Raw genomic sequence first — 21,166 nt, 5'->3', positions numbered from 1 at the left:
GCTCCTTACATCAGCACTACGCGCACATCGGCGGAACGGACCACATCAATTGCCACCGGGGTACGGGACGGAGCCGATCAGCTCGGTCAGGGCCGCCCGGTCGAGCAGGTCCGCCGGACGGACCGTCACGTCGTCCCGCACGTAGTAGAACGCGGCCCGCACGTGCTCCACCGGCACCCCGGCCAGCGCGGCCCAGGCCAGCCGGTACGCCGCCAGCTGCACCGCGGCCGCCTGCGCCGCCTCCCCGGACGGCTGCGCGCCGGTCTTCCAGTCGACCACGTCGAACCGGCCGCCGAGCGCGGGGAAGACCGCGTCCATCCGGCCGCGCACCACCACACCGCCGATCACGGTCGCGAACGGCACCTCCACCTCGATCGGTGTCCGGTCCGCCCACTCGCCGGCCAGGAAGCGCGCCTGCAGCTCGGCCAGCTCGGCGTCGTCCGCGGCGCCGGAATCCGCGGCGCCGGGCAGCTCGTCCAGGTCGAACAGCCGCGCCGGACCGAAGCGCTGCTCCAGCCAGGTGTGGAACGCGGTGCCCCGGCGCGCGTACGGCGCCGGCGCGGCAGGCATCGGGCGGCGCAGCGAACGGGCCAGCGCCTGCGGGTCGCGGCGCAACGTGACCAGCTGCGAGACGGAGAGGTGACCGGGCAGCGCCACCTCCAGCGGGCCGTCGCGGCGCGCGTGCTCGGCCCGCTCGGCCAGCAGCAGATCCGCCTCCCGCCGCCAACCGGCCACCTCGGCCTCCTCCGCCGGATCGCGCGCCTCCGCCGCACCCGCGTCCGCGGCCCCGTTCCCCCCGGCCTCGGACCCGGCCTCGGACCCGGCCTCGGACCCGGCCTCGGACGGCGGTTCGGCCGACCGGGGCGCGTCCGCCGGTGGCGGCTCCTCGTCCGCGGTGGACGGTGCCGGGGGCGCGCCGAGGGCCGCCTCCAGCGGGCTCACGTGGATCTCCGGCTCGGTCTCCGCCGCGGGCGCCGAGCCGGCCGCCGCGAGCAGCTCACGCACCAGGTCGGCCGCCTCCTCCAGCGCCGGCCGGCGGGAGCCGAGCGGATCGGCCGGCCACTCCACCCGTACCGTCGCCGATGCTCCCGGGTTCTTCGCGCCCGGCTCCGGGGGCGGCTCCCAGACCGGGACGTCCCCGTGCCCGGCCAGGCAGGAGGCGCGGATCTCCTCGAGGAACACGGACGCACCGCGCGGCTTCACCACCCGGTCGCCCCACCAGAAGCCGGAGCAGAGCAGCAGCCGCCGCGGCCGGGTCACCGCGACGTAGGCGAGCCGCCGCTCCTCCCGCTCGTCGTGCTCCTTCCAGTCCTGCGCGAACCGCTCCAGCGCGCCGGCCACGTCCCGCTGCGTCTCCGCGCCGGACAGGTCCAGCGCGGGCAGCCCGTCCCGGTCACCGCGCAGCGGGAACGGCAGCACGCCGATCCCGGCCAGGTAGTGGTCGGAGCCGCGGACCGGCCCCGGCCAGACATCCCTGGTCAGCCCGGCGACCGCGACCACGTCCCACTCCAGGCCCTTGGCCGCGTGCGCGGTGAGGATCTGCACCGCGCCCTCGACCACGTCGACCTGGCCGGGCGCCAGCCCGCGCTCCTCCTCCTCGGCCGCGGCCAGGAACGCGAGGAAGCCGGAGAGCGTGCCGCCGTCCGCCTCGCCGGCGAACCGCGCGGCCACGTCACCGAGCGCGTCCAGGTGCGCGCGGGCCAGACCGGCGTCCCCGGCCGCGGACGCGCGCACCGCGACCTCCACGTCCAGGCCGATCGTCCGTTCCACGTCCGCGACCAGGTCCGGCAGCGGCGCGTCCAGGCGGTCCCGGAGCAGATCCAGTTCGGCCGCGTACGCGTGCAACCGGTGGTAGCCCTCGGCCGAGAACTGCTGCGGCGCACCCAGATCGGCGAGCGCCTCGACCAGCGTGGCCTCGTCCAGCGGGTCGTGGATCACCGCGTCGTCCGGATCGGCGTCCACCGCCCGGTCGCGCGCCAGACGCTGCGCGCGCCGGTGCAGCGCCACCAGGTCGCGCGGGCCGATCCGCCAGCGCGGGCCGGTGAGCAGCCGCAACAGCGACGCGCCGTCGGCCGGGTCGGCCAGCACCCGCAGCGTGCTGACCACGTCACGCACCTCCGGCGTGTCCAGCAGACCACCCAGACCCACGACCTCCACGGGTACGCCACGGGCGCGCAGCGCGTCCTCGATCACCGGGATCTGGCTGCGCAACCGGACCAGCACCGCGGTCGTCGGCCGCCTCTCGACCGGGATCTCCTCCGGCAGCGCGGTGTCGTCCTCGCCCGCGGCCTGCCACGCCCGGACGATCTGGTCGGCGATCCAGTCCGCCTCCGCGTCGTGCGTGAGCAGCAGCGCGGCCCGGACCGTGTGCCCGCCGAGCGGCTCGGCCGTGCCCGGCGTCGGCCGCAGCGCCGCGACCCGGGCGCCCGCGGTGCGCAGCGGCAGCGACAGCGCGTTCGCGATCTCCAGGATCTCGGGGCGGTTGCGCCACGACCGGGTGAGCGCACGTATCGGCGCGCTCTGCCCGCTCCGGTGCCTGAAATCAGTGGGGAACCGGTCCAACGTGCCCGCGCTCGCGCCCCGCCAGCCGTAGATCGACTGGCACGGGTCGCCGACCGCGGTGACCGGGTGGCCGTCGCCGAACAGCGCGCGCAGCATCACCACCTGCGCGTGGCTGGTGTCCTGGTACTCGTCGAGCAGCACCACCCGGTACCGGTCCCGTTCGACCCGGCCGACCTCCGGATGGTCGCGGGCGACCCGGGCCGCGCGCGCCATCTGGTCGCCGAAGTCCATCGCCTCCAGTTCCAGCTTGCGCGCCTCGTACGCGCGGACCAGCGGCAGCACGCCGAGCCGGGCCTGCTGCCGGCCGAGCACGTCCCGGACCGGCCGGCCCGGACTGCCCGGCAGACCGCCGACCTCGCCGATGAACCGGCCGGTCCAGCTCGCCAGCTCGTCCGTGCTGACCAGGTGCTCGGCCAGCTCGCCGGAGAGCGCCAGCACCGCGTCCGTGATCGTGCCCGGCGCCCGGCCGACCACGCCGAGGTCACCCGGGAAGTTCCGGACGATCATGTCGACCAGCTGCCAGCGGGACGCCTCGGTGAGCAACCGCGTGGACGGCTCGAACCCGCCGCGCAGGCCGTGCTCGGTGACCACCCGGGCCGCGTACGAGTGGTACGTCGCCACGGTCGGCTCGCCCGCGATCTCCCGGCCCAGCCGGCGGACCAGCTGGCCGAGCCGGGTCCGCACCCGGTGCGCTAGCTCGCCCGCGGCCTTCCGGGTGAACGTCAGGCCGAGGATCTGCTCCGGGCGGACGAACCCGTTCGCCACCAGCCAGACCACCCGCGCGGCCATCGTCTCGGTCTTGCCCGAGCCGGCGCCGGCCACCACCAGCAGCGGCTCCACCGGCGCGGCGATGATCGCGGCCTGCTCCGGCGTGGGCGGGTGCAGGTGCAGCAGCCGGGCCAGCTCGCCCGGCGTGAACCGGGGACCGGCGTCGGCCCGGATCCGGCGGGGCCTCTCGGGAGTGGTGAAGAGGGCGGGCTGTTCCGTCACGTACCCGGTCTCCTGATGGGTGGTTCGACGACCTGCCGGCCGCGGCCGGAGACCGGGCAGGCGGTCTGCACCGGGCAGGTCCGGCACTTCTTGTTGACCACGGCGGAGAACGTGGACGCCGCCATCGTGTCCGCGGTACGCCGGACCAGCTCCTCCGCCCAGCCTGGATCGGGGCTGTCCGCCACCGCGCCCTGGCTCTGCTCGCGCGCCGCCTTCGTGTCCGTGCCGAGCTGCACCAGCGCGGCCCCGCCGGACTCCAGGCCGAAGTCCGCGAACCCGCCCGCCTCGACCGCGGCCTGATAGCCGGCCAGCTGCGGGTGCTCGGCCACGTCCGCCGCGGTCACCGCGGTCGACCGGCCGGTCTTCAGGTCCACCACGACCAGCCGGCCGGCGTCGTCGACCTCCAGCCGGTCGACCCGGCCGACCAGGTCGATCGGGCGTTTCGTGCCGTCGTCCAGGCGCACCGCGAACTCGTGCTCGATCGCCAGCAGCCGGCGCGGGTTCGCGGCCAGCCAGCGCAGCAGCTTGTCCACCATGCCCTCGGCCCGGGACTGCTCCGGGCCGGCCAGCCAGCGCGCGGCCAGCTCGATCATCGGGAACCGGCCGGCCACGTACTCGATCAGCCGCTCCCGGTCCGCGTTCGCGTCCTCAGCCAGCATCGCGGCCGCGTGCACCAGGTTGCCGATCCCCTGCGCGGGCCCGGCCGGCGGGTTGCCGCCGTGCCGTTCCAGCAGCCAGCGCAGGCTGCACCGGAGCGCACCCTCCATGGTGGACGGCGTGACCCGGACCGGCTCGCCGTCGTCGGCCAGCGGCCGGTCGTCGGACAGCCGGCGCAGGCCCCACCACTCGTCCGGGTGCGCACCCGGCACCCCGGCCCGCGCCAGCCGGGCCAGTTCCCCGGCCGCCGCCCGCCGCCGGTGCTCGCTCGCCCGCGGATCGGTCAGCGCGGTCCGCAACTCGGCCACCAGCGCGGCCAGCGTCAGCGCGCGCGGCACCGTCCTCGCCTGAAGATCAAGATCCTCCGCCGGTACGTCGCCGAGCTGCCCGATCTCGTGCAGGAACCGGCTCGGCTGCTCCTCGCCGTCCGCGGTGCCGACCGACGCCGACTCCACGGCCGTGACCAGCAGGCTCGCCCTCGCCCGGGACGCGGCCACGTAGAACAGCCGCCGCTCCTCGTCCAGCAGCGCGGACGTCTGCCCGGCCAGCGCGGCCGCCTCCGGACCGGCCCGGCCGGAGAGCAGGTCGACCAGGCGCTCCGAGCCGAGCAGGCTGCCGCGCAGCCGCAGATCCGGCCAGACGCCCTCCTGCACACCGGCGATCGCCACCACGTCCCACTCCAGGCCCTTCGCCGCGTGCGCGGTGAGCAGGCGCACCGCGTCGCCCCGGTCCGCGGACGGCGCGATCGAGTCGGCCGGCAGATCCTGGCCCAGCACGTGATCCAGGAACACCTCGGTACGCGCGCCGGGCAGCCGGTCCGCGAACCGGGCGGCCGCGTCGAACAGCACCAGCACCGAGTCGAGATCACGGTCGGCCGCGTCCGCGCGGGCCCGCTCCACGTGACCGCTCTCCCCGGCCCGCGGCGGCGCACCCCGGACACTCGCCGCGTACCAGCGGTCCGCCAGACCGGTCGCCTGCCACAGCGCCCACAGCACGTCCTCGACCGAGTTCGCCGGGTCGGCCGCGGCCGTGCGCACCGTCTCCAGCAGGTGCGCGACGGCCCGCACCGGCCGGGCCCAGCGGCGGTCCACACCGTCCAACGGCGCCGGGTCGCGCAGCACCGCCACGATCAGCTCGCCGGACGAGCGGCGGTCGTCGTTCCGGTGCGCCAGCGCCCGCAGCCCCTGCCGCAGGCGGCGCTCGGCCAGCGGGTCGGCGCCACCCAGCGGCGAGTGCAGCAGCGTGACCGCGGCCTCCTCGTCCAGCGCGTCCGGCTCCAGCGCGCACCGCAGCACGAGCAGCAGCGGCGCCACCGCGGGCTGCAGGTGCAGCGGCAGATCCTCGGCGTAGGTCACGGTCGGCACGCCCGCCGCGTGCAGCGCCCGCTGCAACGGCGGCAACTGCAACAGCGCCGACCGGACGATCACCGCCATCCGCGCCCACGGCACGCCGCCGATCAGGTGCGCTTCCCGCAGCGCATGTGCCACGTACGCCGACTCGGCCACGGCCGACCGAAACGTCCGCACCCGCAGCGCTTCCCCGAGCCCTCCACTCCCGGCGCCGTCTTCCTCAGCAGGGCCGTCTTCTTCCGCGGGACTGTCTTCCTCTGCGGGACTGTCTTCTTCCGCGGCGCTGTCGGCCTCTGCGGGGCTGTCTTCCTCCGCGGGACTGTCGGCCTCCGTCGGCTCGGCGTCGGCGGTGCTGGTGCCAACGGGGTCAGCGGCAGTGCCGGGGTCGGTTTCGAGGGCGCGGGCCGCCGCGGGGGTGCCGGCCGACGGAGCCGGTTCGGGATCCGGGGTGGGTGCCGGGTCGGACGCGGGTGGGGGCGGCGGTGACGTCAGGTTGCGGTGGGCGACCGGGCCGCGCAGGCGCCGACCGACGCGGCGAACGGCGTCGACCAGGTCCGGGGTGGCCCGGTAGGAGACGGTCCGGGTGACGGTGGCCGCCGGCGCGCCGGAGGCCGTGCGGAACCGGGCCGGGAACGCCGTCACGATCGACGGATCCGCGCCCCGGAAGCCGTAGACCGACGAGTCCGGATCGGCGAACGCGACCAGCGGCCGGCCACCACCCGCGATCAGGTGCAGCAGTGCGACCTGCGCCGGATCGGTGTCCGCCAGCTCGTCGACGTAGACGTGGCCGACCCGCCGGCGCTCCGACTCCAGCAGCTCCGGATCGTTTGTGAGCAACGTCATCGCGGCCCGCACCAGTTCGGCCGCGTCATAGGCCGCCGCCGCGCGCCCGGTGCTGTCGCGCAGCGCGAGCACCGCCGCGTACTCCCGCAGGAACCGTGCCGCCGCCGGCCAGTCACTCCGCCCCAGCCGCTCCCCCAGCCGGGTCAGGTCGGCCGGCCCGACGCCCCGCTCGACCGCCCGCAGCATGAGGTCACGCAGCTGCGTCGCGAACGCCCTGGTCCGCAGCGCCGGCCGCAACCCCGTCGGCCAGCCGTACGGATCGTCACCCGACGGCCCGGCATCCGCACCCACGGTGGGCTCCGAGACCTCGGCCACGTCACCGGGCGAACCGCCCGCGCGACCGGGTGCGGCACCCGGCCGGTTCGCGGTGGACGGGTGTTCCGCGGCGGGTGGCCTGTGGAGCAGTCGGGCCGTGTCCGGCGTCGGGTGGGCGGCGGCGTCCGGGTCGCCGACGATCTCCAGGAGCTCGCGGATGACCAGGTCCTGCTCCGGGCCGGTGAGCAGGCGCGGTGACGGCTCGCCGCGCTCGGCGGCGGCACGGCGAAGGAGGCTGTAGGCGTACGCGTGGAAGGTTCTGATCATGGGTTGGTGGACCACGTCGTGGTCGTCGAGCCCGGCGATCCGGGCCTCGATCCGCTCCCGGAGCGACTGCGCGGCGCGCCGGCCGAACGTCAGGACCAGGATCCGCTCCGGGTCGGCGCCGGCCTCGACGCGCGCGGCCACGGCCTCGACCAGCGTGGTCGTCTTGCCGGTGCCCGGCCCGCCGACCACGAGCAGCGGACCGTCCGTATGGGCGACGATCCGGTCGTGCGCGGCATCCGGCAGCAACGCCGGCGCGGCGACCGGCGGCCGGCGCACCAGCCGATACGTCCGCCGAGGCACCACAGTCATCGCGCTATCTCACCACGGCCCACCGACAGCCCACATATCGCCTGGTCCCACCCACTCCCCGCCCCACGCTCCGCCCCGGCACGACGCCGCTCTCCAGCCCATCCCGCGCGACGCCACCCACCATCCACCGCCCACCCCCGCGCGACGCCACCATCCGCCCCGCCCCGCGCCGCACAAAGCCCGCGCGACGCCACCCTTCACCTCACCCCGCGCGATACCGGTTTCCGCATCACCCCGCGTGGCACCGCTTCCGCCTACCGCGCCTCCACGCGTGACGCCCACCACCGCCGCGTGTCTCCCACACCACGCCGCCAGGTGCGCGGTGCGCCCGCCTCCCGACGCGCATCCGATATGTCCGCATGTGGCGGACGCCGACCTCCGGACATGAAGCGGGACCGGTTGCCGGACATATCGCAATCACGGAAAGGATCATTGACCGATGCAAAAGTGAGGTCATTCAGCGAAGTTGACCTACCTTTCGCATCGGTCAATGATCCATAAGGCCGATTCACTCCACCGGCCGGAAGCAGCGCGAGCGACATAGGGCGAAATTTCGGGCGCGGAGCGCCCGAAATCGCAAGCAACCCGGCACAGGCACCGGCAGATGTCACGGGTGGCTCGCACCATTCCGGCACCGCCGGAACCGCAGAGACCAGCACCGCCGGAACCGCAGAGACAGCACCGCCGGAACCGCCGGGCCGGCACCGCCGGAACCGCCGGGACCAGCGGCGCCGGAACCGCCGGGACCAGCGGCGCCGGAAACCGCAGGGACCAGCGGCGCCGGAACCGCAGGGACCAGCGGCGCCGGAACCGCGGGGACCGGCGGGGCAGGAGGGGTTGGGGGCTTGTGAGGCGGGAGTGGCAGGGAGGCCGGCCTGCGGCCGACCGGTCTCCGGCGGGAGCGGCGGAAGGTGATGCGGACGGGCCGGGACCCGGGGTTATGGGGTTGTGGTGAGCCGGGGTTCGAGGGCGTCGAAGGCGGCGTCCAGCGTGTCGGCGACGATCAGGTCGGCCAGGGCGCGCTCGCGGACGAAGTTGGCGTCGGTGAGGGAGCGGAGCCAGGTGAGCAGGCCGTCGTAGAAGCCGTCCGTGTTGACCAGCACCATGGGCTTGCGGTGGATCGCGAGCGAGCCGGTGGTCCAGACCTCGAAGAGTTCGTCGAGCGTGCCGAGGCCGCCGGGGAGCGTGATGAACGCGTCGGACTTCTCGATCATCAGGGATTTTCGGGACATCATGCCGTCGGTGATCGCCAGTTCGTCGGAGGCGGTGTCGGCCACCTCCATGTCCACCAGCGACTGCGGGATGATGCCCAGCGTGTAGGCGCCGGCGGCGCGGGCGCCGTCCGCGACCGCGCCCATCATGCCGACGCAGCCGCCGCCGGAGACGAGCGTGTGGCCGCGGGCGCCGATCTGGCGGCCGGTCTCGGTGGCGAGGTCGAGCCAGCGCTGCTCCAGGTTGTTCGCCGAGGCGCAGAAGACGCAGATCGCGGCCATCAGGAGTCCTCCACGTCACGCCGAAGGTCACCGGCCGCGGTCTGCTCGGCGGCGATCGCGGCGTCCGCCTCCACGATGTAGCGGACCGCCTCGTCGACGTCGTCGGTGACGCAGATCAGGTCGAGGTCGGCCGGGCCGATCTTGCCGTCGACCGCCATCGTGTCGCGGAGCCAGTCGAGCAGGCCGCGCCAGTACGCCGTGCCGATCAGCACGACCGGGAACCGCGTGACCTTGCCGGTCTGCACGAGCGTGAGCGCCTCGAACAGTTCGTCCAGCGTGCCGAAGCCGCCGGGCAGCACGATGAAGCCCTGCGCGTACTTCACGAACATGGTCTTGCGGGCGAAGAAGTAGCGGAAGTCGATGCCGACGTCGACCCACTCGTTGAGGCCCTGCTCGAACGGCAGCTCGATGCCGAGCCCGATGGAGAGCCCACCGGCCTCGCTGGCGCCCTTGTTCGCGGCCTCCATCACGCCCGGCCCGCCGCCGGTGATCACCGCGTATCCGGCGCGGGCGAGCGCGCCGCCGACCCGCTCGGCCGTCTCGCACTCCGGGCTGTCCGGCTTGCTGCGGGCGGAGCCGAAGACGCTGACCGCGGGCGGCAGATCGGCGAGGCTGTCGAATCCCTCCACGAATTCGGAAAGGATGCGCAGTGCCCGCCACGCGTCCCTTGTCTTCCAGTCCGCGCGCTGCCGGGAGTCGAGCAGCTTCTGGTCCGCGGTGGACGGCTCGATCGAGTCGCGCCGCAGCGTGACCGGCCCCCGGTGCCGTTCCGGTGTCAGTCGCCCGCGGCCGCTCATGCCGTCTCCCCCGCGTCGTCCCCTGGCCGGCACGGGCCTCCGCGCCGAGTCGGCGATTCGCTCATGACACACCCCTCATGCGATCACCGTAATGCACGACGGGGACGGGTATCTGACCGTCCGGCCGACCCCGGCCGGGCGGATCTGGAGAAAATTCGACAGAAACTAAGGACGGCCGCAACCAAACTTAAGGAACGAACGTCTTTAATTCACAAAGTGCGCAGCACGGCGCCCGGGCACCGGCCCGGGTCACCTCGGGGGGAGGAGCCACCGTGCTCAACAGGAACGAGATGCTCCGGCATCGACGTCAGATGCAACGGCGCATCCGCGACGTCGTCGCCGAACGGCGAATGGCCCTGCTGGACGGCGCGGCCACGGCAGAGTCCGAGGACGAGAAGTCCGAGGAGAAGTCCACACAGGATTGTGCAGCGTGAGACGGGCCCCGCGGGAGCGGGGCCCTTTCTCATGAGGCCAGCCAGCGGTGCAGCGTCGCCGCACCGTCCCGGATCCGGCCGATCTCGACGTGCTCGTCCTGGGTGTGCGCGAGGTTCGGGTCGCCGGGGCCGAAGTTGAGCGCCGGGATGCCGAGCGCGGCGAATCGGGCCACGTCGGTCCAGCCCAGCTTCGCGGCCGGGCGTTCGCCGACCGCGGCCAGGAACTCGCGGGCCGGCGCCGCGCCCAGGCCGGGCAGCGCCGCCGGCGCCGCGTCGGTGATCTCCAGGTCGAAACCCGCGAAGACCTCGCGTACGTGGGCCTCGGCCTCGGCGATCGACCGGTCCGGTGCGAAGCGGTAGTTGACCTCGACCTCGCAGCGGTCCGGGACCACGTTGCCGGCCACGCCGCCGTGGATCCGGACCGCGTTGAGCCCCTCCCGGTACGTGCAGTCGTCGATGGTGACGGAGCGCGGCGCGTAGTCCTGCAGGCGGCGCAGCACCTCACCGGCCGCGTGGATCGCGTTGACGCCGCGCCACGACCGCGCCGAGTGGGCCCGCCGGCCGGTGGTCCGGACGATTGCGCGCATGGTGCCCTGGCAGCCCGCCTCGACCACGCCGTAGGTCGGTTCGAGCAGGACGGCGAAGTCCGCGGTGAGCCACTCCGGGTGTGCCCGGGAGACCAGGTTGAGCCCGTTGAACTCGGAGTCGATCTCCTCGGCCTCGTAGAAGAAGTACGTCACGTCGTACCGCGGGTCGGGCACGGTCATCGCGACGTGCAGCGCCAGCGCGGTGCCGGCCTTCATGTCCGCGGTGCCGCAGCCGTAGATCAGGTCGTCGACCAGCCGGGACGGGAAGTTGTCGTTCAACGGCACGGTGTCGAGGTGCCCGGCCAGCACCACCCGCTGCTCCCGGCCGAGGTCGGTGCGGGCCATCAGCGTGTTCTGCTGCCGCCGCACGGTCAGGTGCGGCGCGTCGGCCAGCACCAGCTCGATGCAGTCGGCGATCTCCTTCTCGTTGCGGGAGACGGACTCGATGTCGACCAGGGCGCGGGTCAGCGCGACCGGGTCGGCCAGCACGTCGGGGGTCAGCGGGTTCGCCATGGGTGGCACGGTACCTTCTCACCTGTGAGTGACGTGTCTACTAGTGCAGCTTGGGGCATCGGCCTCGCCACGGTCACGGCCGACGGGCAGGTGCTCGACACCTGGTACCCGGCGGGCCGACTCGGCCTGGGCGCGCCGGAGATCACCGGTCAGCCGGCGAACACGCCGCTGCCGGACGCGGACGGCGCCACGCTTCTCGGCCTCCCGGCCGGGGTGCTCGGCGACCGGGCGCTGCCGGGTCTGCGGACCGTGGCGGTGCTCACCGTGATCGGCTCGCTGGCCGAGGCGCCGAAGGACACGTTCGACGTCTACCTGCGCCTGCATCTGCTCTCGCACCGCCTGGTCACGCCGAACTCGGTGAATCTGGACGGCATCTTCGGCCTGCTGGCGAACGTGGCCTGGACCTCGGCCGGCCCGTGCCCCGGTGACCGGATCTCCGAGCTGCAGATCCTGGAGCGGGCGGCCGGCCGGCACCTGACCGTCTACGGCGTGGACAAGTTCCCCCGGATGATCGACTACGTGGTCCCGTCCGGCGTGCGGATCGCGGACGCGGACCGGGTCCGGCTCGGCGCGCACCTGGCCGCCGGCACCACGGTCATGCACGAGGGGTTCGTGAACTTCAACGCGGGCACGCTCGGCAACTCGATGGTGGAGGGCCGGATCTCCGCGAGCGTCGTGGTCGGCGAGGGCTCGGACGTCGGCGGCGGCGCCTCGATCATGGGCACGCTGTCCGGCGGCGGCAAGGAGCGGATCCGGATCGGCGAGCGCTGCCTGATCGGCGCGAACGCGGGTGTCGGCATCTCGCTGGGCAACGACTGCGTGGTCGAGGCCGGGACGTACATCACGGCCGGCTCGAAGGTGCTGCTGCCGTCCGGCGAGGCGGTCAAGGCGGTCCGGCTCTCCGGGGCGGACAACGTCCTCTTCTGGCGGAACTCGCTGACCGGCGCGCTGGAGGCACGGCCGCGCAAGGGCACCGGCATCGCGCTCAACGCCGCGCTGCACAGCAACGACTGACGTCCCGTCCGAGGCGTCCCGGTGCCGTGGACCGGCATGAGGACGCCTCGGACGGCCGTTCACTCCCGGCCCGATCGCAGCGGGCCGCACCCGCAGGCGCTAGCGTCTTCGGTGTGACCGTCGCGTTGGTCGTCACGCTGATCCTGCTCGCGGCCGCTCTGGCCGCGCTGTACCTCATGCGTGCCCGGATATCGCTGCTCCGCGCCGAGATGCGCGCCGACCGGGTCGCCGCCGAGGCGCTCCGGGACCGTATCGCCGGGCTGGAGCGCGACGTCGCCCGCCTGGAGCGGGACGTCGCGGCCGGCACCGAGCGCGCCGACGGGCTGGGGCAGGAGCTGGCCGATCTCCGGGAGAGCAACCGCAAGCTGGCGGAGGCGGCCGAGGCCACGGTGCACGACCTGCGCGGGCCGCTCGGCACGGTGCTCGACTTCCTGGAGCCGCTGCAGAACCGCCGCTACTCGGAGCAGCTGGACTTCCGGGGCAAGCAGTACGTCCGGTTCGCCAAGGACGCGGCGCTGCGCCTGCGCGAGCTGATCGACGCGCGCACCGGCTGAGAGACCACTACCACAGCCGTCACCCGGGCGATACAACATGATCACTCTGCGCGTCGAACAAACCCGACATATCCGTATTGGAAACCCGGTCGGGTATCACACCGCCGAAGGGAAAGGGCCGAAACGCTGGGACACCTCATACTTTCGGCTACCACCGGCCAGCTCATTAGGTTAGTGTCGAGATCCTAACGAGGGAGGACTCCATGACCGTTGCAGCGACCCGTGGGCACCAGTCGACTCGGCTCGACCGGTCGACTCGGTTCGACCACGACGCGGCCGCAGCCGAGGGCACCGAACTCATTAATGCCCTCGCGGCACTTCCTGAAACCCACCCGTCGCGACCGGCTCTCCGCCAGCAGACGATCGAGGCCTGGCTGCCGCTGGCACGCCACCTCGCGCTCCGTTTCTCCGGCCGCGGCGAGGCGATGGACGACCTGGTCCAGACCGCGATGATCGGCCTGATCAAGGCGGTCGACCGGTTCGACCCCACGTTCGGCGTGGACTTCGCCGGTTACGCGATCCCCACCATCATCGGCGAGATCAAGCGGCACTTCCGCGACCGCACCTGGTCCGTCCGGGTGCCGCGCCGCCTGCAGGAGATGCGCCTGGCCATCTCCGAGGCGAACGCGACGCTCTCCCAGGACCTGGGCCGCTCCCCCACGGTCGCGGACATCGCGGTCCACCTCAACGTGACCGAGGAGGAGGTGCTGGAGGGCCTGGAGGGCGCCCGGGCGTACACCGCGACCTCGCTCTCCACGCCGGTCACCGAGGAAGGCGGCATGGAGCTGGGCGACACGCTCGGCTCCGAGGACCACGAGTACGAGCTGACCGAGCTGCGTGTCGCGCTCGGCCCGGCGATGGCCGCGCTGGACGAGCGCGAGCAGAAGATACTGACCCTGCGCTTCTACGGGAACCTCACCCAGTCGCAGATCGCGGACCAGATCGGCGTCAGCCAGATGCACGTCTCGCGCCTGCTGGCCAAGGCGCTGGTCAAGCTGCGCGGCCACCTCGCGGCCGACTGAGACACGACCAGAAGCGTGCGGGGGTACGAATCGAGAGCTCCACTCCCGCGCTTCGTCAGGAGACCCGGTCACCGGTTCGGTGCCGGGTCTCCTGCATGTCCGGCCCACCCACGCCCTGGGCGGGGACGCCGGTGGGTAGCGTGGTGATCATGCGCATCGGAATCGCGATCCTGCAGGACCGGCCGTGGCGGGAGAACGCGCCCCGCTGGCGTCAGGCCGAGGCGTGGGGCTTCGCCCACGGCTGGGTCTACGACCACATCGGCTGGCGGACACTGGTCGACCGCCCCTGGTTCGACGCGGTGCCGACGCTGGCCGCGGCCGCGACGGTCACGTCCACGATGCGGCTCGGCACGTTCGTGGCGTCACCGAACTTCCGGCACCCGGTGCCGTTCGGCCGCGAGGTGACCGCGCTGGACGACATCAGCGCGGGCCGGCTGCTGCTCGGCGTGGGCGCGGGCACGGGCGGCACCAGCTTCGACAACACCGTGCTCGGCGCGGCGGAACTGACCCCGAAGACCCGGTTCGAGCGGTACGCGGAGTTCGCCGAACTGCTCGACCTGCTGCTCCGCGAGGACCACGTGACCTGGCGGGGCGAGCACTACGCCGCGGTGGACGCGCGGAACCTGCCCGGCTGCGTGCAGCGCCCCCGCGTGCCGATGATCATGGCGGCGAACGGCCCCCGGGGGCTGCGCCTGGTGGCGAAGCACGCACAGGGCTGGGTGACGACCGGCGGCGAGCCCGGCGCGGCGCTGACCCCGCCGTCCGGCGCGGAGCTCCGGGCGCAGCAGAACGCCTGGTGGAAGACGGTCGAGGAGCTGTCGAAGCGGCTGGACGACACGCTGGACCGGGCCGGCCGGGAGCGCGGCACGCTGGACCGCTACCTGAGCCTGGACTCCGCCCCGGTCTTCTCGCTGAGCAGCGTGGACGCGTTCGCGGAGGCGCACGGCCGGGCGGCCGAACTGGGCTTCACCGACATCATCACGCACTGGCCCCGCGCGGACGGCTGGTACGCCGGCGACGAGGCCGTCCTGGAGAAGGTGGCCGCGGAGTTCCTCACCGCGGCGCCGTGACCGGGTTCTGACGGCCCGGGGACACCGGGCGCACGGCACGGACACCGGGCACACGGGTCGGGCGCACGGCGTACCGGTGGCGGAATCTGATCTTTGCCGGACCGGGGTCTGGCGCGAGCGGCGTGCAGCCAGCACCATGGATCCCACCCGACCCCGGCCCGGCAGGAGCGCCAGCAGATGACCGCGACGCACACCGACCAGGACTTCTCCCTGCGGCTTCGCAAGGAGACCGGCCGCGCGCACCGCTCGGCCGAGGGGGCCGGTTATCTCTCCGCGCTGACCTCGGGCGAGCTGGACCGGGCGGGTTACGCCCTGCTGGTGGCGCAGCACTGGTTCATCTACGACGTGCTGGAGTCCGCGGCCGAGGTGATGCGGGCCGACCCGGTGGCGGCGCCGTTCGCCGCGCCGGAGCTGACCCGGCTGCCCGAGCTCGCCGCCGACCTGGAGTTCCTCCTCGGCGCCGAGTGGCGGGACCGGATCGAGGCGACGCCCGGCACCCGGGACTACCGCGCGCGGATGACCGAGGTGTGCTTCGGCGACCCGGCCGGTTTCGTCGCGCACCACTACACACGCTATCTGGGCGACCTGTCCGGCGGGTTCTACATCGGTGACGCGATCCGCTCCGCCTACGGCCTCGACGTCGACGGGGTGCGGTTCTACCGCTTCGACGCGCTCGGCGACCCGGGCGAGTTCAAGAACCGATACCGCGCGCTGCTGGACGACGCGCCCTGGGACCGGGCGGTGCAGGACCGGCTGATCGACGAGGTGCTGGTCGCGTACGACCTGAACAACCGCGTCTTCGCCGACCTGCACCGGCTCACGTCGGGCTGAGCGTCAGCGGGACTGCAGCGCGTCGAGCGCCACGGCCATCGCGATGACCAGGCGGCGGTCGATGTGCGGGTTCGGCACGGACACCACGTACTTGTCGCGGAAGCCCCACTGCTTGACCACGGAGAAGACGGTCTCGCCGGACGGCGTGACGAAGTCGAAGTGGTACGGCAGCCAGGAGAGCGAGTCGACGAAGCGCCGCAGGATCGCCACCAGCTGGCTGCGCTCCTGACCGCGGACCTCGCCCACGTGCGGCTGCTCGACGATCCAGGTGGAGCGCAGCAGCGACGCCTTGAAGTCCTTGCGGAACAGGCCGATCGGCGCGCCGTTCGGGTCGGTGACGTCGTAGGTGGCGCCGAGGTCCATGACCTGCCGGGCCTTGAAGCCGAGCACCGGGACCTGCTTGCTGTCGTCCGTGTAGAGCGTGACCTGCTCCTTGAACGCCATCCGCTTCTGCTGCGCGAACGCGATCATCTCGCCCTCGGAGCCGTCCGCGTTGACCGCGCGGACCTCGTACTGGTTGACCATGAGGCGGACCCGCTGCCGGACGTGGAACTGCTGGGTCGCCTGGAGCCGCTGAAGGTCGGTCATCGCTGTTGTTTCCTCTCACCGGATTTCGTCGGCCGCAGTCTGGCACACCCGTGCGACATTTCATGTCCGCCGTGAAGCCAGGGTCTGACCGATCTTCGGAGGGTCCTCGCTCGATCGGCCATTTCCGGAGCCCCGGCCGCGTCCCAACGGGGGACATCGCGGGTAGCACTAGTGACGCCGGCTCGATGACCGCCTGAAATGGACGGTGGAGTCCGTTATATCCCGGGAGGCGACTCATGTCCGGAACTCTGCTGTTCGTGCACGGCACCGGCGCACATCGCATCGACGACGAGCTCTCCCGGCTACGCGCCGGGCTCGCCGCCGAGCCCCGGCTACGCGACGTCCGGGTGCACGGGGTGGCCTGGGGCAGCGCGGTCGGTCCGGCCGACCTGGACGTGACGCCGGTGCTGCCGCCGCGCCCACCCGCACCGGAGTCGGCGGCGGAGGTGACCCCGGCGGAGATCACCGTGGCCGCGTGGGACCTGCTGCTCGCCGACCCGCTGCTGGAACTGCGCATGCTGGCGGAGCTCTTCGATCCCGGGCCGGCCGGCCCGGACGCGCTGGACAAGCGGCTGGACGCGATGCCGCTGCCGGAGCTGGGTCACGTGGACCGGGCGACGCTGGAGCGGGCGATCACCGAGGTACGGGACGCGCCGGAGACCACGGACGCGGCGCTGGCGGTCGGCGACGCGGCCGATCCGGAGCTGTGCGCCGCGGTCGCGCGCGCGATCACGGCCACCGCGCTGCGGGCGGCGCCGGACGCGCCGATCGCCCGGACCGGTGCGGTGCGGGACGAACTGGCCGCGATCCTGGTCACCGCGCTGGAGCCGATCCCGGAACCGGCCGAGGGCCTGAGCCGTGGACTGGGTGAGACGCTGGTCCGGCGGGTGCTGCACCCGCTCGCCGCGCGGCTGGCGGCGCGGGGCCTGGAGCGCCGCCGCGCCCCGCTGATGGAGCCGGCCACCGACGTCGTCCGGGACATCGCGTTCTACCTGCGGCGCGGCGCGGCGGTCCGGACGCTGATCGCAGCGGAGGCGGCGCGGGCGGAGCCACCGGTGGTGCTGCTCGGGCACAGTCTGGGCGGGATCGCGGCCGTCGACCTGCTCTCCGGGCCGGACCGGCCCGGATCGGTGCGGCTGCTGGTCACGGCCGGTTCACAGGCGCCGTACCTGTACCTGATGGACGCGCTGGACCATCTGCGGCCGGGTGTGCCGGGTGCCGCGTTCACACCGTGGCTGAACGTCTACGACCGGGCCGACCTGCTGGCGTTCTGCGCCGCGCGGGTCTTCCCGGGCGCGGTGGACGAGGAGATCGACGCGGGTGTGCCGTTCCCGGCGGCGCACGGCGCCTACTGGGACCAGCCACGCTTCCACGCGCTCCTCGCCCACCACTGGCCGGGCTGAGGGGCCGGCGCGTTATGCCTCGCTGCCGGTGATGGTCGGCCACGAGTAGGCCAGCAGCGCGGACGCGGCACCGAGCAGCGCCAGCGAGACGCCGCGGGTGCCGATCGGCAGCGCGGCGAGGATCAGCAGGATCACGGCAATGATGTAAAGAACGGCAGGGATCGACATGAGAGCCTCCGGGGGGTTCGGATTAGCTGTGCGGCGACTTCGATACCCCCGCGCTCATGAGCGCTAAACAAGCGCCTGCCACCACCCGTCGACCGGCGGTGGGTCCGCCACGTCCACCCGCTCGCCCGGCCGGGGCACCGCGAGCGCGACGCCCCGCGCCCGCGCCGCCGCCCACACCCGGTCCGGCGGCTCCGACCAGGAGTGCATGGCCAGCGCGAAGGTGGCCCAGTGCACCGGGATGAGCAGGCCGCCGCCGGCCTCGCGGTGCGCGGTGACCGCGTCCTCCGGCTCCATGTGGATGTCCGGCCAGGGATCGGCGTACGCCCCGGCCTGCATGATCGTGGCGTCGAACGGCCCGTACGCCTCACCGATCGCGGCGTACCCGGGAAAGTATCCGGTGTCGCCGCTGTAGAAGAGCCGGTGCCGGGGCCCGGTCAGCACCCACGACGACCACAGCGTGGCGTCCCGGGCGAAGAGGCGCCCGGAGAAGTGCCGCGCGGCCGTCGCGGTGAACCGGATGCCGCCGGCCTCCGCGTGCTCGTCCCAGTCCAGCTCCACGATCCGCCGCACCGGCACACCCCAGCGTTCGAGGTGGGCACCCACGCCGAGCGGCACCAGGAACGGCGCGTCCTGCCGGGCCGCGAGCGCACGCACGGTGGGCAGGTCGAGGTGGTCGTAGTGGTCGTGCGAGACGACGATCGCGTCCAGCCGGGGCAGGTCCTCGATCGGCAGCGGCATCGGGTGCAGGCGGCGCGGCCCGGCCAGCGCGGACGGCGAGCAGCGGTCGCTCCAGACCGGGTCGAGCAGCACCCGGGCGCCGTCGATCTCGACCACCGAGGTGGAGTGGCCGAGCCAGGTGACGTGCAGGCCGTCCCGGGCGGTGAAGTCCGGCCGCAGCACCGGGACCGGCCGGACCGGGCGGCGCTTCCGGGCGCTGAAGATCATGCCGAGCATCGCCTCGCGGGTGGTGCCGGGCTTCATCAGGTGCGGCGGATCGACGTTGCGGAACGCGCCGTCGCGGAACTGCCCGGACTTGGCGATCCGGTCGGCGCGGTCGAGCGCGCCGGGCAGCCGGCGGACGGTGCGCCGCGAGGGGTGCGCGGGTGGCCGGGCGCCGAACGCCGGCGGCAGGCCGCGGGCCGCCCAGGCGAGCCCGGCCGCCACGGCCAATGGGGCGAATACGGATCTAAGCCGCATTTGCCCAGGATCGCACGGGGAGCGGGCGCTCCCCGTGCGTACCGCTGATCAGCCCGTGACGTTTTCCAGCGCGGGCAGGTAGCCGCTGGCGTATCCGGCGTTGTTCGGATGGAATGTGCTGGCCAGATTGAGCAGGTTGACCCGGTTGATCCACGGAGCGCCGGAGCAGACCCCGTGCCCGGCGAAGATCGGACGGGTGTCCGCCCAGGTCAGCCCGGCCGCCCGGGCTCGCGCCGCGGTGACGGCGGCGAGGTCGTCGGCCGCGGCGTTGAGCGCCTGGCGCTTGGTCAGGCTGAGCCCGCCCGGGCAGGCGCCGGTCTCGAAGAGCCGCGGATAGCCGAGCACGACCACCTCGGCGGACGGCGCCCGCGCCGTGATGTCCGCGTACGTGCGGTCGAGCCGGCCCGGCAGCACGGTCCGGATGTAGGCCCGGGCCGCCTCCACCACGCCAAGGCAGACCTCGTCGCTGCCCAGCACGCAGGAGATCGCGCCGGTCGCGAAGCCGGCGTCGTTGCCACCGATCGTGATGGTGACCAGGTCGGTCCCGGCGCCGAGCGAGGCCACCTGGGTGGCGCGGACGTCGTCGGTGGTGGCGCCGCCGCAGGCGACGAACGCGAACGAGGACGTCTGGTGCCGGTTCGCCCACAGCTGCGGGTAGCCGTTGGGGCTGCGCATGCAGCTACCGGTCGCGCCGGTGGCACCGGTGCCGGACGAGTAGGAGTCGCCGAGCGCGACGTAGTCGACGGGTGCGTCGGCGTGCGCGGCCGGCCCGACGGTGATCGCGGCCAGCACGGTGGTGAACGTGACGGAGAGCCTGAGTGCCCACTTGCCCATCCGAACCTCCTAGGGGGTGCGAAGAGCGTAAAGCGGGCGTTACCAGCAAAGATAGACGGTGATTTTTCCTTTACCCGCAAGTAACATGAACTGACTGTCCGCTGTGTCGGTCGTCCTATGAATGCAACGGCGGAGCTGTCACGATCCGGGCATGGGTGGGGAGATCAAGTCCGGCCGGGTCGGCATCGCGCTGACCGCCGTCGCGCTCGGCGGCTTCGGCATCGGCACCAGCGAGTTCGCGGCCATGGGGCTGCTCCCGGAGATGGCCGCCACGCTGCACGTCTCCATCCCGTCGATGGGCTACGGCATCAGCGCGTACGCGCTCGGCGTGGTGGTCGGCGCGCCGCTGATCACCGCGCTCACCGCGCGACTGGACCGCAAGCTGCTGCTGCTCGGCCTGATGGTCGCGTTCCTGGTCGGCAACGGCCTCTCCGCGATCGCACCGAACGCGCCGCTGGTCTACCTGGCCCGGTTCATCGCCGGGCTGCCGCACGGCGCGTACTTCGGGATCGCGTCGGTGGTGGCCGCGCGCCTGGTCCCGGCGGACCGGGCCGGCCGTGCGGTGGCCGGCGTGATGATGGGCCTGACCGTCTCCAACATCATCGGCGTGCCGGTGGCCACCGCGGTCGGCCAGCACGTGCACTGGCGGGCCGCGTACGGCATGATCGCCGCGATCGGCCTGCTCACCATCGCGGCGGTGCACTTCCTGGTGCCGGCGGTCCCGGCCGCGGCGCACGCCACGATCCGCACCGAGCTGGGCGCGTTCCGCCGTCCGCAGGTGTGGTTCGCGCTGGTCACCGGCATCGTCGGGTTCGGCGGCATGTTCGCGGTCTACAGCTACGTCGCGCCCACGCTCACCGAGGTCAGCGGGCTGCCGGCCGGCGGGGTGCCGTGGGTGCTGGCGGTCTTCGGCGTCGGCATGACCGTGGGCACGCTGCTGGGCGGCCGGCTCGCCGACCACTCGATCATGGGAACGCTGCTCGGCGGCATGATCGGCATGCTCGCGGTGCTCGTTCTGTTCGCGACCACCGCGCAGTACGTTCCGGCCGCGATCGCGCTGATCTTCCTGATCGGCGTGGCCTGCCAGGTGATCGGCACCGCGCTCACCATGCGGCTGATGGCGGTCTCGCCGGACGCGCCCGCGCTCGCCGCCAGTTCCAACCACTCCGCGCTCAACCTGGCGAACGCGGCCGGTGCGTGGCTCGGCGGCATGGTGATCGCGGCCGGGTACGGGTACCTTTCCACCGCCTGGGTCGGCGCGGTTCTCTCCGTCGCGGGCCTGGTCGTCCTGTCCGTGTCGCGCGTGGTCGAACGCGCACAACCACCCCTCCCGGCGGGTTTGCCCGCGCCGCAATCGGGTAGATGATCA

At 73.3% G+C, this 21,166-nt stretch carries 17 protein-coding genes; 8 read left to right on the top strand and 9 right to left on the bottom strand.

The genetic code is table 11. The annotated features are described in order from the left end of the window. Nucleotides 1-45: 45 nt before the first annotated feature. From J2S44_RS23275 to J2S44_RS23260, 4 genes are all read right to left on the bottom strand, one after another. The gene (locus tag J2S44_RS23275) at nucleotides 46-3,552 is read right to left on the bottom strand and encodes an ATP-dependent helicase (protein WP_310417748.1); all 3,507 of its coding nucleotides are present in this window, start codon (nucleotides 3,550-3,552) and stop codon (nucleotides 46-48) included. After that, entirely contained in the window at nucleotides 3,549-7,292 is a 3,744-nt protein-coding gene (locus tag J2S44_RS23270) for an ATP-dependent helicase (protein ID WP_374727895.1), read from the bottom strand. Before J2S44_RS23270 ends, J2S44_RS23275 begins: the two co-directional genes overlap by 4 nt. 938 nt (nucleotides 7,293-8,230) lie before the next feature. Then, nucleotides 8,231-8,785, bottom strand: a complete 555-nt coding sequence (locus J2S44_RS23265) for an LOG family protein (protein WP_310417746.1) — start codon at nucleotides 8,783-8,785, stop codon at nucleotides 8,231-8,233. Then, nucleotides 8,785-9,582, bottom strand: a complete 798-nt coding sequence (locus tag J2S44_RS23260) for an LOG family protein (RefSeq protein WP_310417743.1) — start codon at nucleotides 9,580-9,582, stop codon at nucleotides 8,785-8,787. The genes J2S44_RS23265 and J2S44_RS23260 overlap by 1 nt, the downstream gene beginning before the upstream one ends. A 272-nt stretch (nucleotides 9,583-9,854) precedes the next feature. On the opposite strand from J2S44_RS23260, the gene J2S44_RS23255 reads away from it, so the two are divergent. Then, nucleotides 9,855-10,016 (top strand): hypothetical protein, encoded by a 162-nt coding sequence (locus J2S44_RS23255; RefSeq protein ID WP_310417740.1) that lies wholly within the window; start codon nucleotides 9,855-9,857, stop codon nucleotides 10,014-10,016. 29 nt (nucleotides 10,017-10,045) lie between these two features. Here the strand turns inward: J2S44_RS23255 and dapE are convergent, their stop codons facing one another. Next, a complete protein-coding gene (gene dapE, locus J2S44_RS23250) occupies nucleotides 10,046-11,116 on the bottom strand; it encodes a succinyl-diaminopimelate desuccinylase (protein ID WP_310417737.1) in 1,071 nt (356 codons plus the stop codon). A 24-nt stretch (nucleotides 11,117-11,140) separates the two neighbouring features. On the opposite strand from dapE, the gene dapD reads away from it, so the two are divergent. The 5 genes from dapD (at nucleotide 11,141) to J2S44_RS23225 (ending at nucleotide 15,607) form a co-directional block, all read left to right on the top strand. Next, nucleotides 11,141-12,130, top strand: a complete 990-nt coding sequence (gene dapD, locus J2S44_RS23245) for a 2,3,4,5-tetrahydropyridine-2,6-dicarboxylate N-succinyltransferase (RefSeq protein WP_310417735.1) — start codon at nucleotides 11,141-11,143, stop codon at nucleotides 12,128-12,130. 113 nt (nucleotides 12,131-12,243) lie between these two features. Next, nucleotides 12,244-12,684 carry a phytochrome family protein gene (locus tag J2S44_RS23240; RefSeq protein ID WP_310417732.1) on the top strand — a complete coding sequence of 147 codons (441 nt, stop codon included), beginning with the start codon at nucleotides 12,244-12,246 and terminating at the stop codon, nucleotides 12,682-12,684. 203 nt (nucleotides 12,685-12,887) lie between these two features. Beyond that, on the top strand, nucleotides 12,888-13,706 hold the full coding sequence (locus tag J2S44_RS23235; protein WP_310417729.1) for a SigB/SigF/SigG family RNA polymerase sigma factor: 819 nt from the start codon (nucleotides 12,888-12,890) through the stop codon (nucleotides 13,704-13,706). 149 nt (nucleotides 13,707-13,855) lie between these two features. Then, nucleotides 13,856-14,776, top strand: a complete 921-nt coding sequence (locus tag J2S44_RS23230; RefSeq protein ID WP_310417727.1) for an LLM class flavin-dependent oxidoreductase — start codon at nucleotides 13,856-13,858, stop codon at nucleotides 14,774-14,776. 177 nt (nucleotides 14,777-14,953) lie between these two features. After that, the gene (locus J2S44_RS23225) at nucleotides 14,954-15,607 is read left to right on the top strand and encodes a biliverdin-producing heme oxygenase (RefSeq protein WP_310417725.1); all 654 of its coding nucleotides are present in this window, start codon (nucleotides 14,954-14,956) and stop codon (nucleotides 15,605-15,607) included. A 3-nt stretch (nucleotides 15,608-15,610) separates the two neighbouring features. On the opposite strand, the gene J2S44_RS23220 is transcribed toward J2S44_RS23225, so the two are convergent. Beyond that, a complete protein-coding gene (locus J2S44_RS23220; RefSeq protein WP_310417720.1) occupies nucleotides 15,611-16,195 on the bottom strand; it encodes an LURP-one-related family protein in 585 nt (194 codons plus the stop codon). Between the two features lie 236 nt (nucleotides 16,196-16,431). Between J2S44_RS23220 and J2S44_RS23215 the strand changes: the two genes are divergently transcribed. Then, nucleotides 16,432-17,598, top strand: coding sequence for a hypothetical protein (locus tag J2S44_RS23215; protein ID WP_310417718.1), 1,167 nt, complete (start codon nucleotides 16,432-16,434; stop codon nucleotides 17,596-17,598). A 12-nt stretch (nucleotides 17,599-17,610) separates the two neighbouring features. Here J2S44_RS23215 and J2S44_RS23210 read toward each other — a convergent pair whose 3' ends face one another. The 3 genes from J2S44_RS23210 to J2S44_RS23200 form a co-directional block, all read right to left on the bottom strand. Further along, nucleotides 17,611-17,733, bottom strand: a complete 123-nt coding sequence (locus J2S44_RS23210) for a hypothetical protein (protein ID WP_310417715.1) — start codon at nucleotides 17,731-17,733, stop codon at nucleotides 17,611-17,613. Between the two features lie 96 nt (nucleotides 17,734-17,829). Then, complete coding sequence (locus J2S44_RS23205; protein WP_310417713.1) at nucleotides 17,830-18,963, bottom strand: MBL fold metallo-hydrolase; 1,134 nt, start codon at nucleotides 18,961-18,963, stop codon at nucleotides 17,830-17,832. A gap of 48 nt (nucleotides 18,964-19,011) precedes the next feature. Next, nucleotides 19,012-19,797, bottom strand: coding sequence for an SGNH/GDSL hydrolase family protein (locus tag J2S44_RS23200; protein WP_310417710.1), 786 nt, complete (start codon nucleotides 19,795-19,797; stop codon nucleotides 19,012-19,014). A gap of 151 nt (nucleotides 19,798-19,948) precedes the next feature. Between J2S44_RS23200 and J2S44_RS23195 the strand changes: the two genes are divergently transcribed. Further along, the gene (locus J2S44_RS23195) at nucleotides 19,949-21,163 is read left to right on the top strand and encodes an MFS transporter (RefSeq protein WP_310417706.1); all 1,215 of its coding nucleotides are present in this window, start codon (nucleotides 19,949-19,951) and stop codon (nucleotides 21,161-21,163) included. Nucleotides 21,164-21,166 lie beyond the last annotated feature (3 nt).

Origin of the sequence: Catenuloplanes niger, assembly GCF_031458255.1 — a bacterium.
GTDB lineage: Bacteria > Actinomycetota > Actinomycetes > Mycobacteriales > Micromonosporaceae > Catenuloplanes > Catenuloplanes niger.
This window is presented reverse-complemented; position numbering and strand designations above follow the sequence as displayed.

Excerpts from the sequence above, each read along its gene's own strand:
- J2S44_RS23265 (WP_310417746.1), bottom strand. The coding sequence starts at position 8,785 with ATGGCCGCGATCTGCGTCTTCTGCGCCTCGGCGAACAACCTGGAGCAG.
- J2S44_RS23220 (WP_310417720.1), bottom strand. The coding sequence starts at position 16,195 with ATGACCGACCTTCAGCGGCTCCAGGCGACCCAGCAGTTCCACGTCCGG.
- J2S44_RS23200 (WP_310417710.1), bottom strand. The coding sequence starts at position 19,797 with ATGGGCAAGTGGGCACTCAGGCTCTCCGTCACGTTCACCACCGTGCTG.
- J2S44_RS23215 (WP_310417718.1), top strand. The coding sequence starts at position 16,432 with ATGTCCGGAACTCTGCTGTTCGTGCACGGCACCGGCGCACATCGCATC.
- J2S44_RS23260 (WP_310417743.1), bottom strand. The coding sequence starts at position 9,582 with ATGAGCGGCCGCGGGCGACTGACACCGGAACGGCACCGGGGGCCGGTC.
- J2S44_RS23195 (WP_310417706.1), top strand. The coding sequence starts at position 19,949 with ATGGGTGGGGAGATCAAGTCCGGCCGGGTCGGCATCGCGCTGACCGCC.
- dapE (WP_310417737.1), bottom strand. The coding sequence starts at position 11,116 with ATGGCGAACCCGCTGACCCCCGACGTGCTGGCCGACCCGGTCGCGCTG.
- J2S44_RS23235 (WP_310417729.1), top strand. The coding sequence starts at position 12,888 with ATGACCGTTGCAGCGACCCGTGGGCACCAGTCGACTCGGCTCGACCGG.
- J2S44_RS23205 (WP_310417713.1), bottom strand. The coding sequence starts at position 18,963 with ATGCGGCTTAGATCCGTATTCGCCCCATTGGCCGTGGCGGCCGGGCTC.
- J2S44_RS23270 (WP_374727895.1), bottom strand. The coding sequence starts at position 7,292 with ATGACTGTGGTGCCTCGGCGGACGTATCGGCTGGTGCGCCGGCCGCCG.
- J2S44_RS23225 (WP_310417725.1), top strand. The coding sequence starts at position 14,954 with ATGACCGCGACGCACACCGACCAGGACTTCTCCCTGCGGCTTCGCAAG.
- J2S44_RS23230 (WP_310417727.1), top strand. The coding sequence starts at position 13,856 with ATGCGCATCGGAATCGCGATCCTGCAGGACCGGCCGTGGCGGGAGAAC.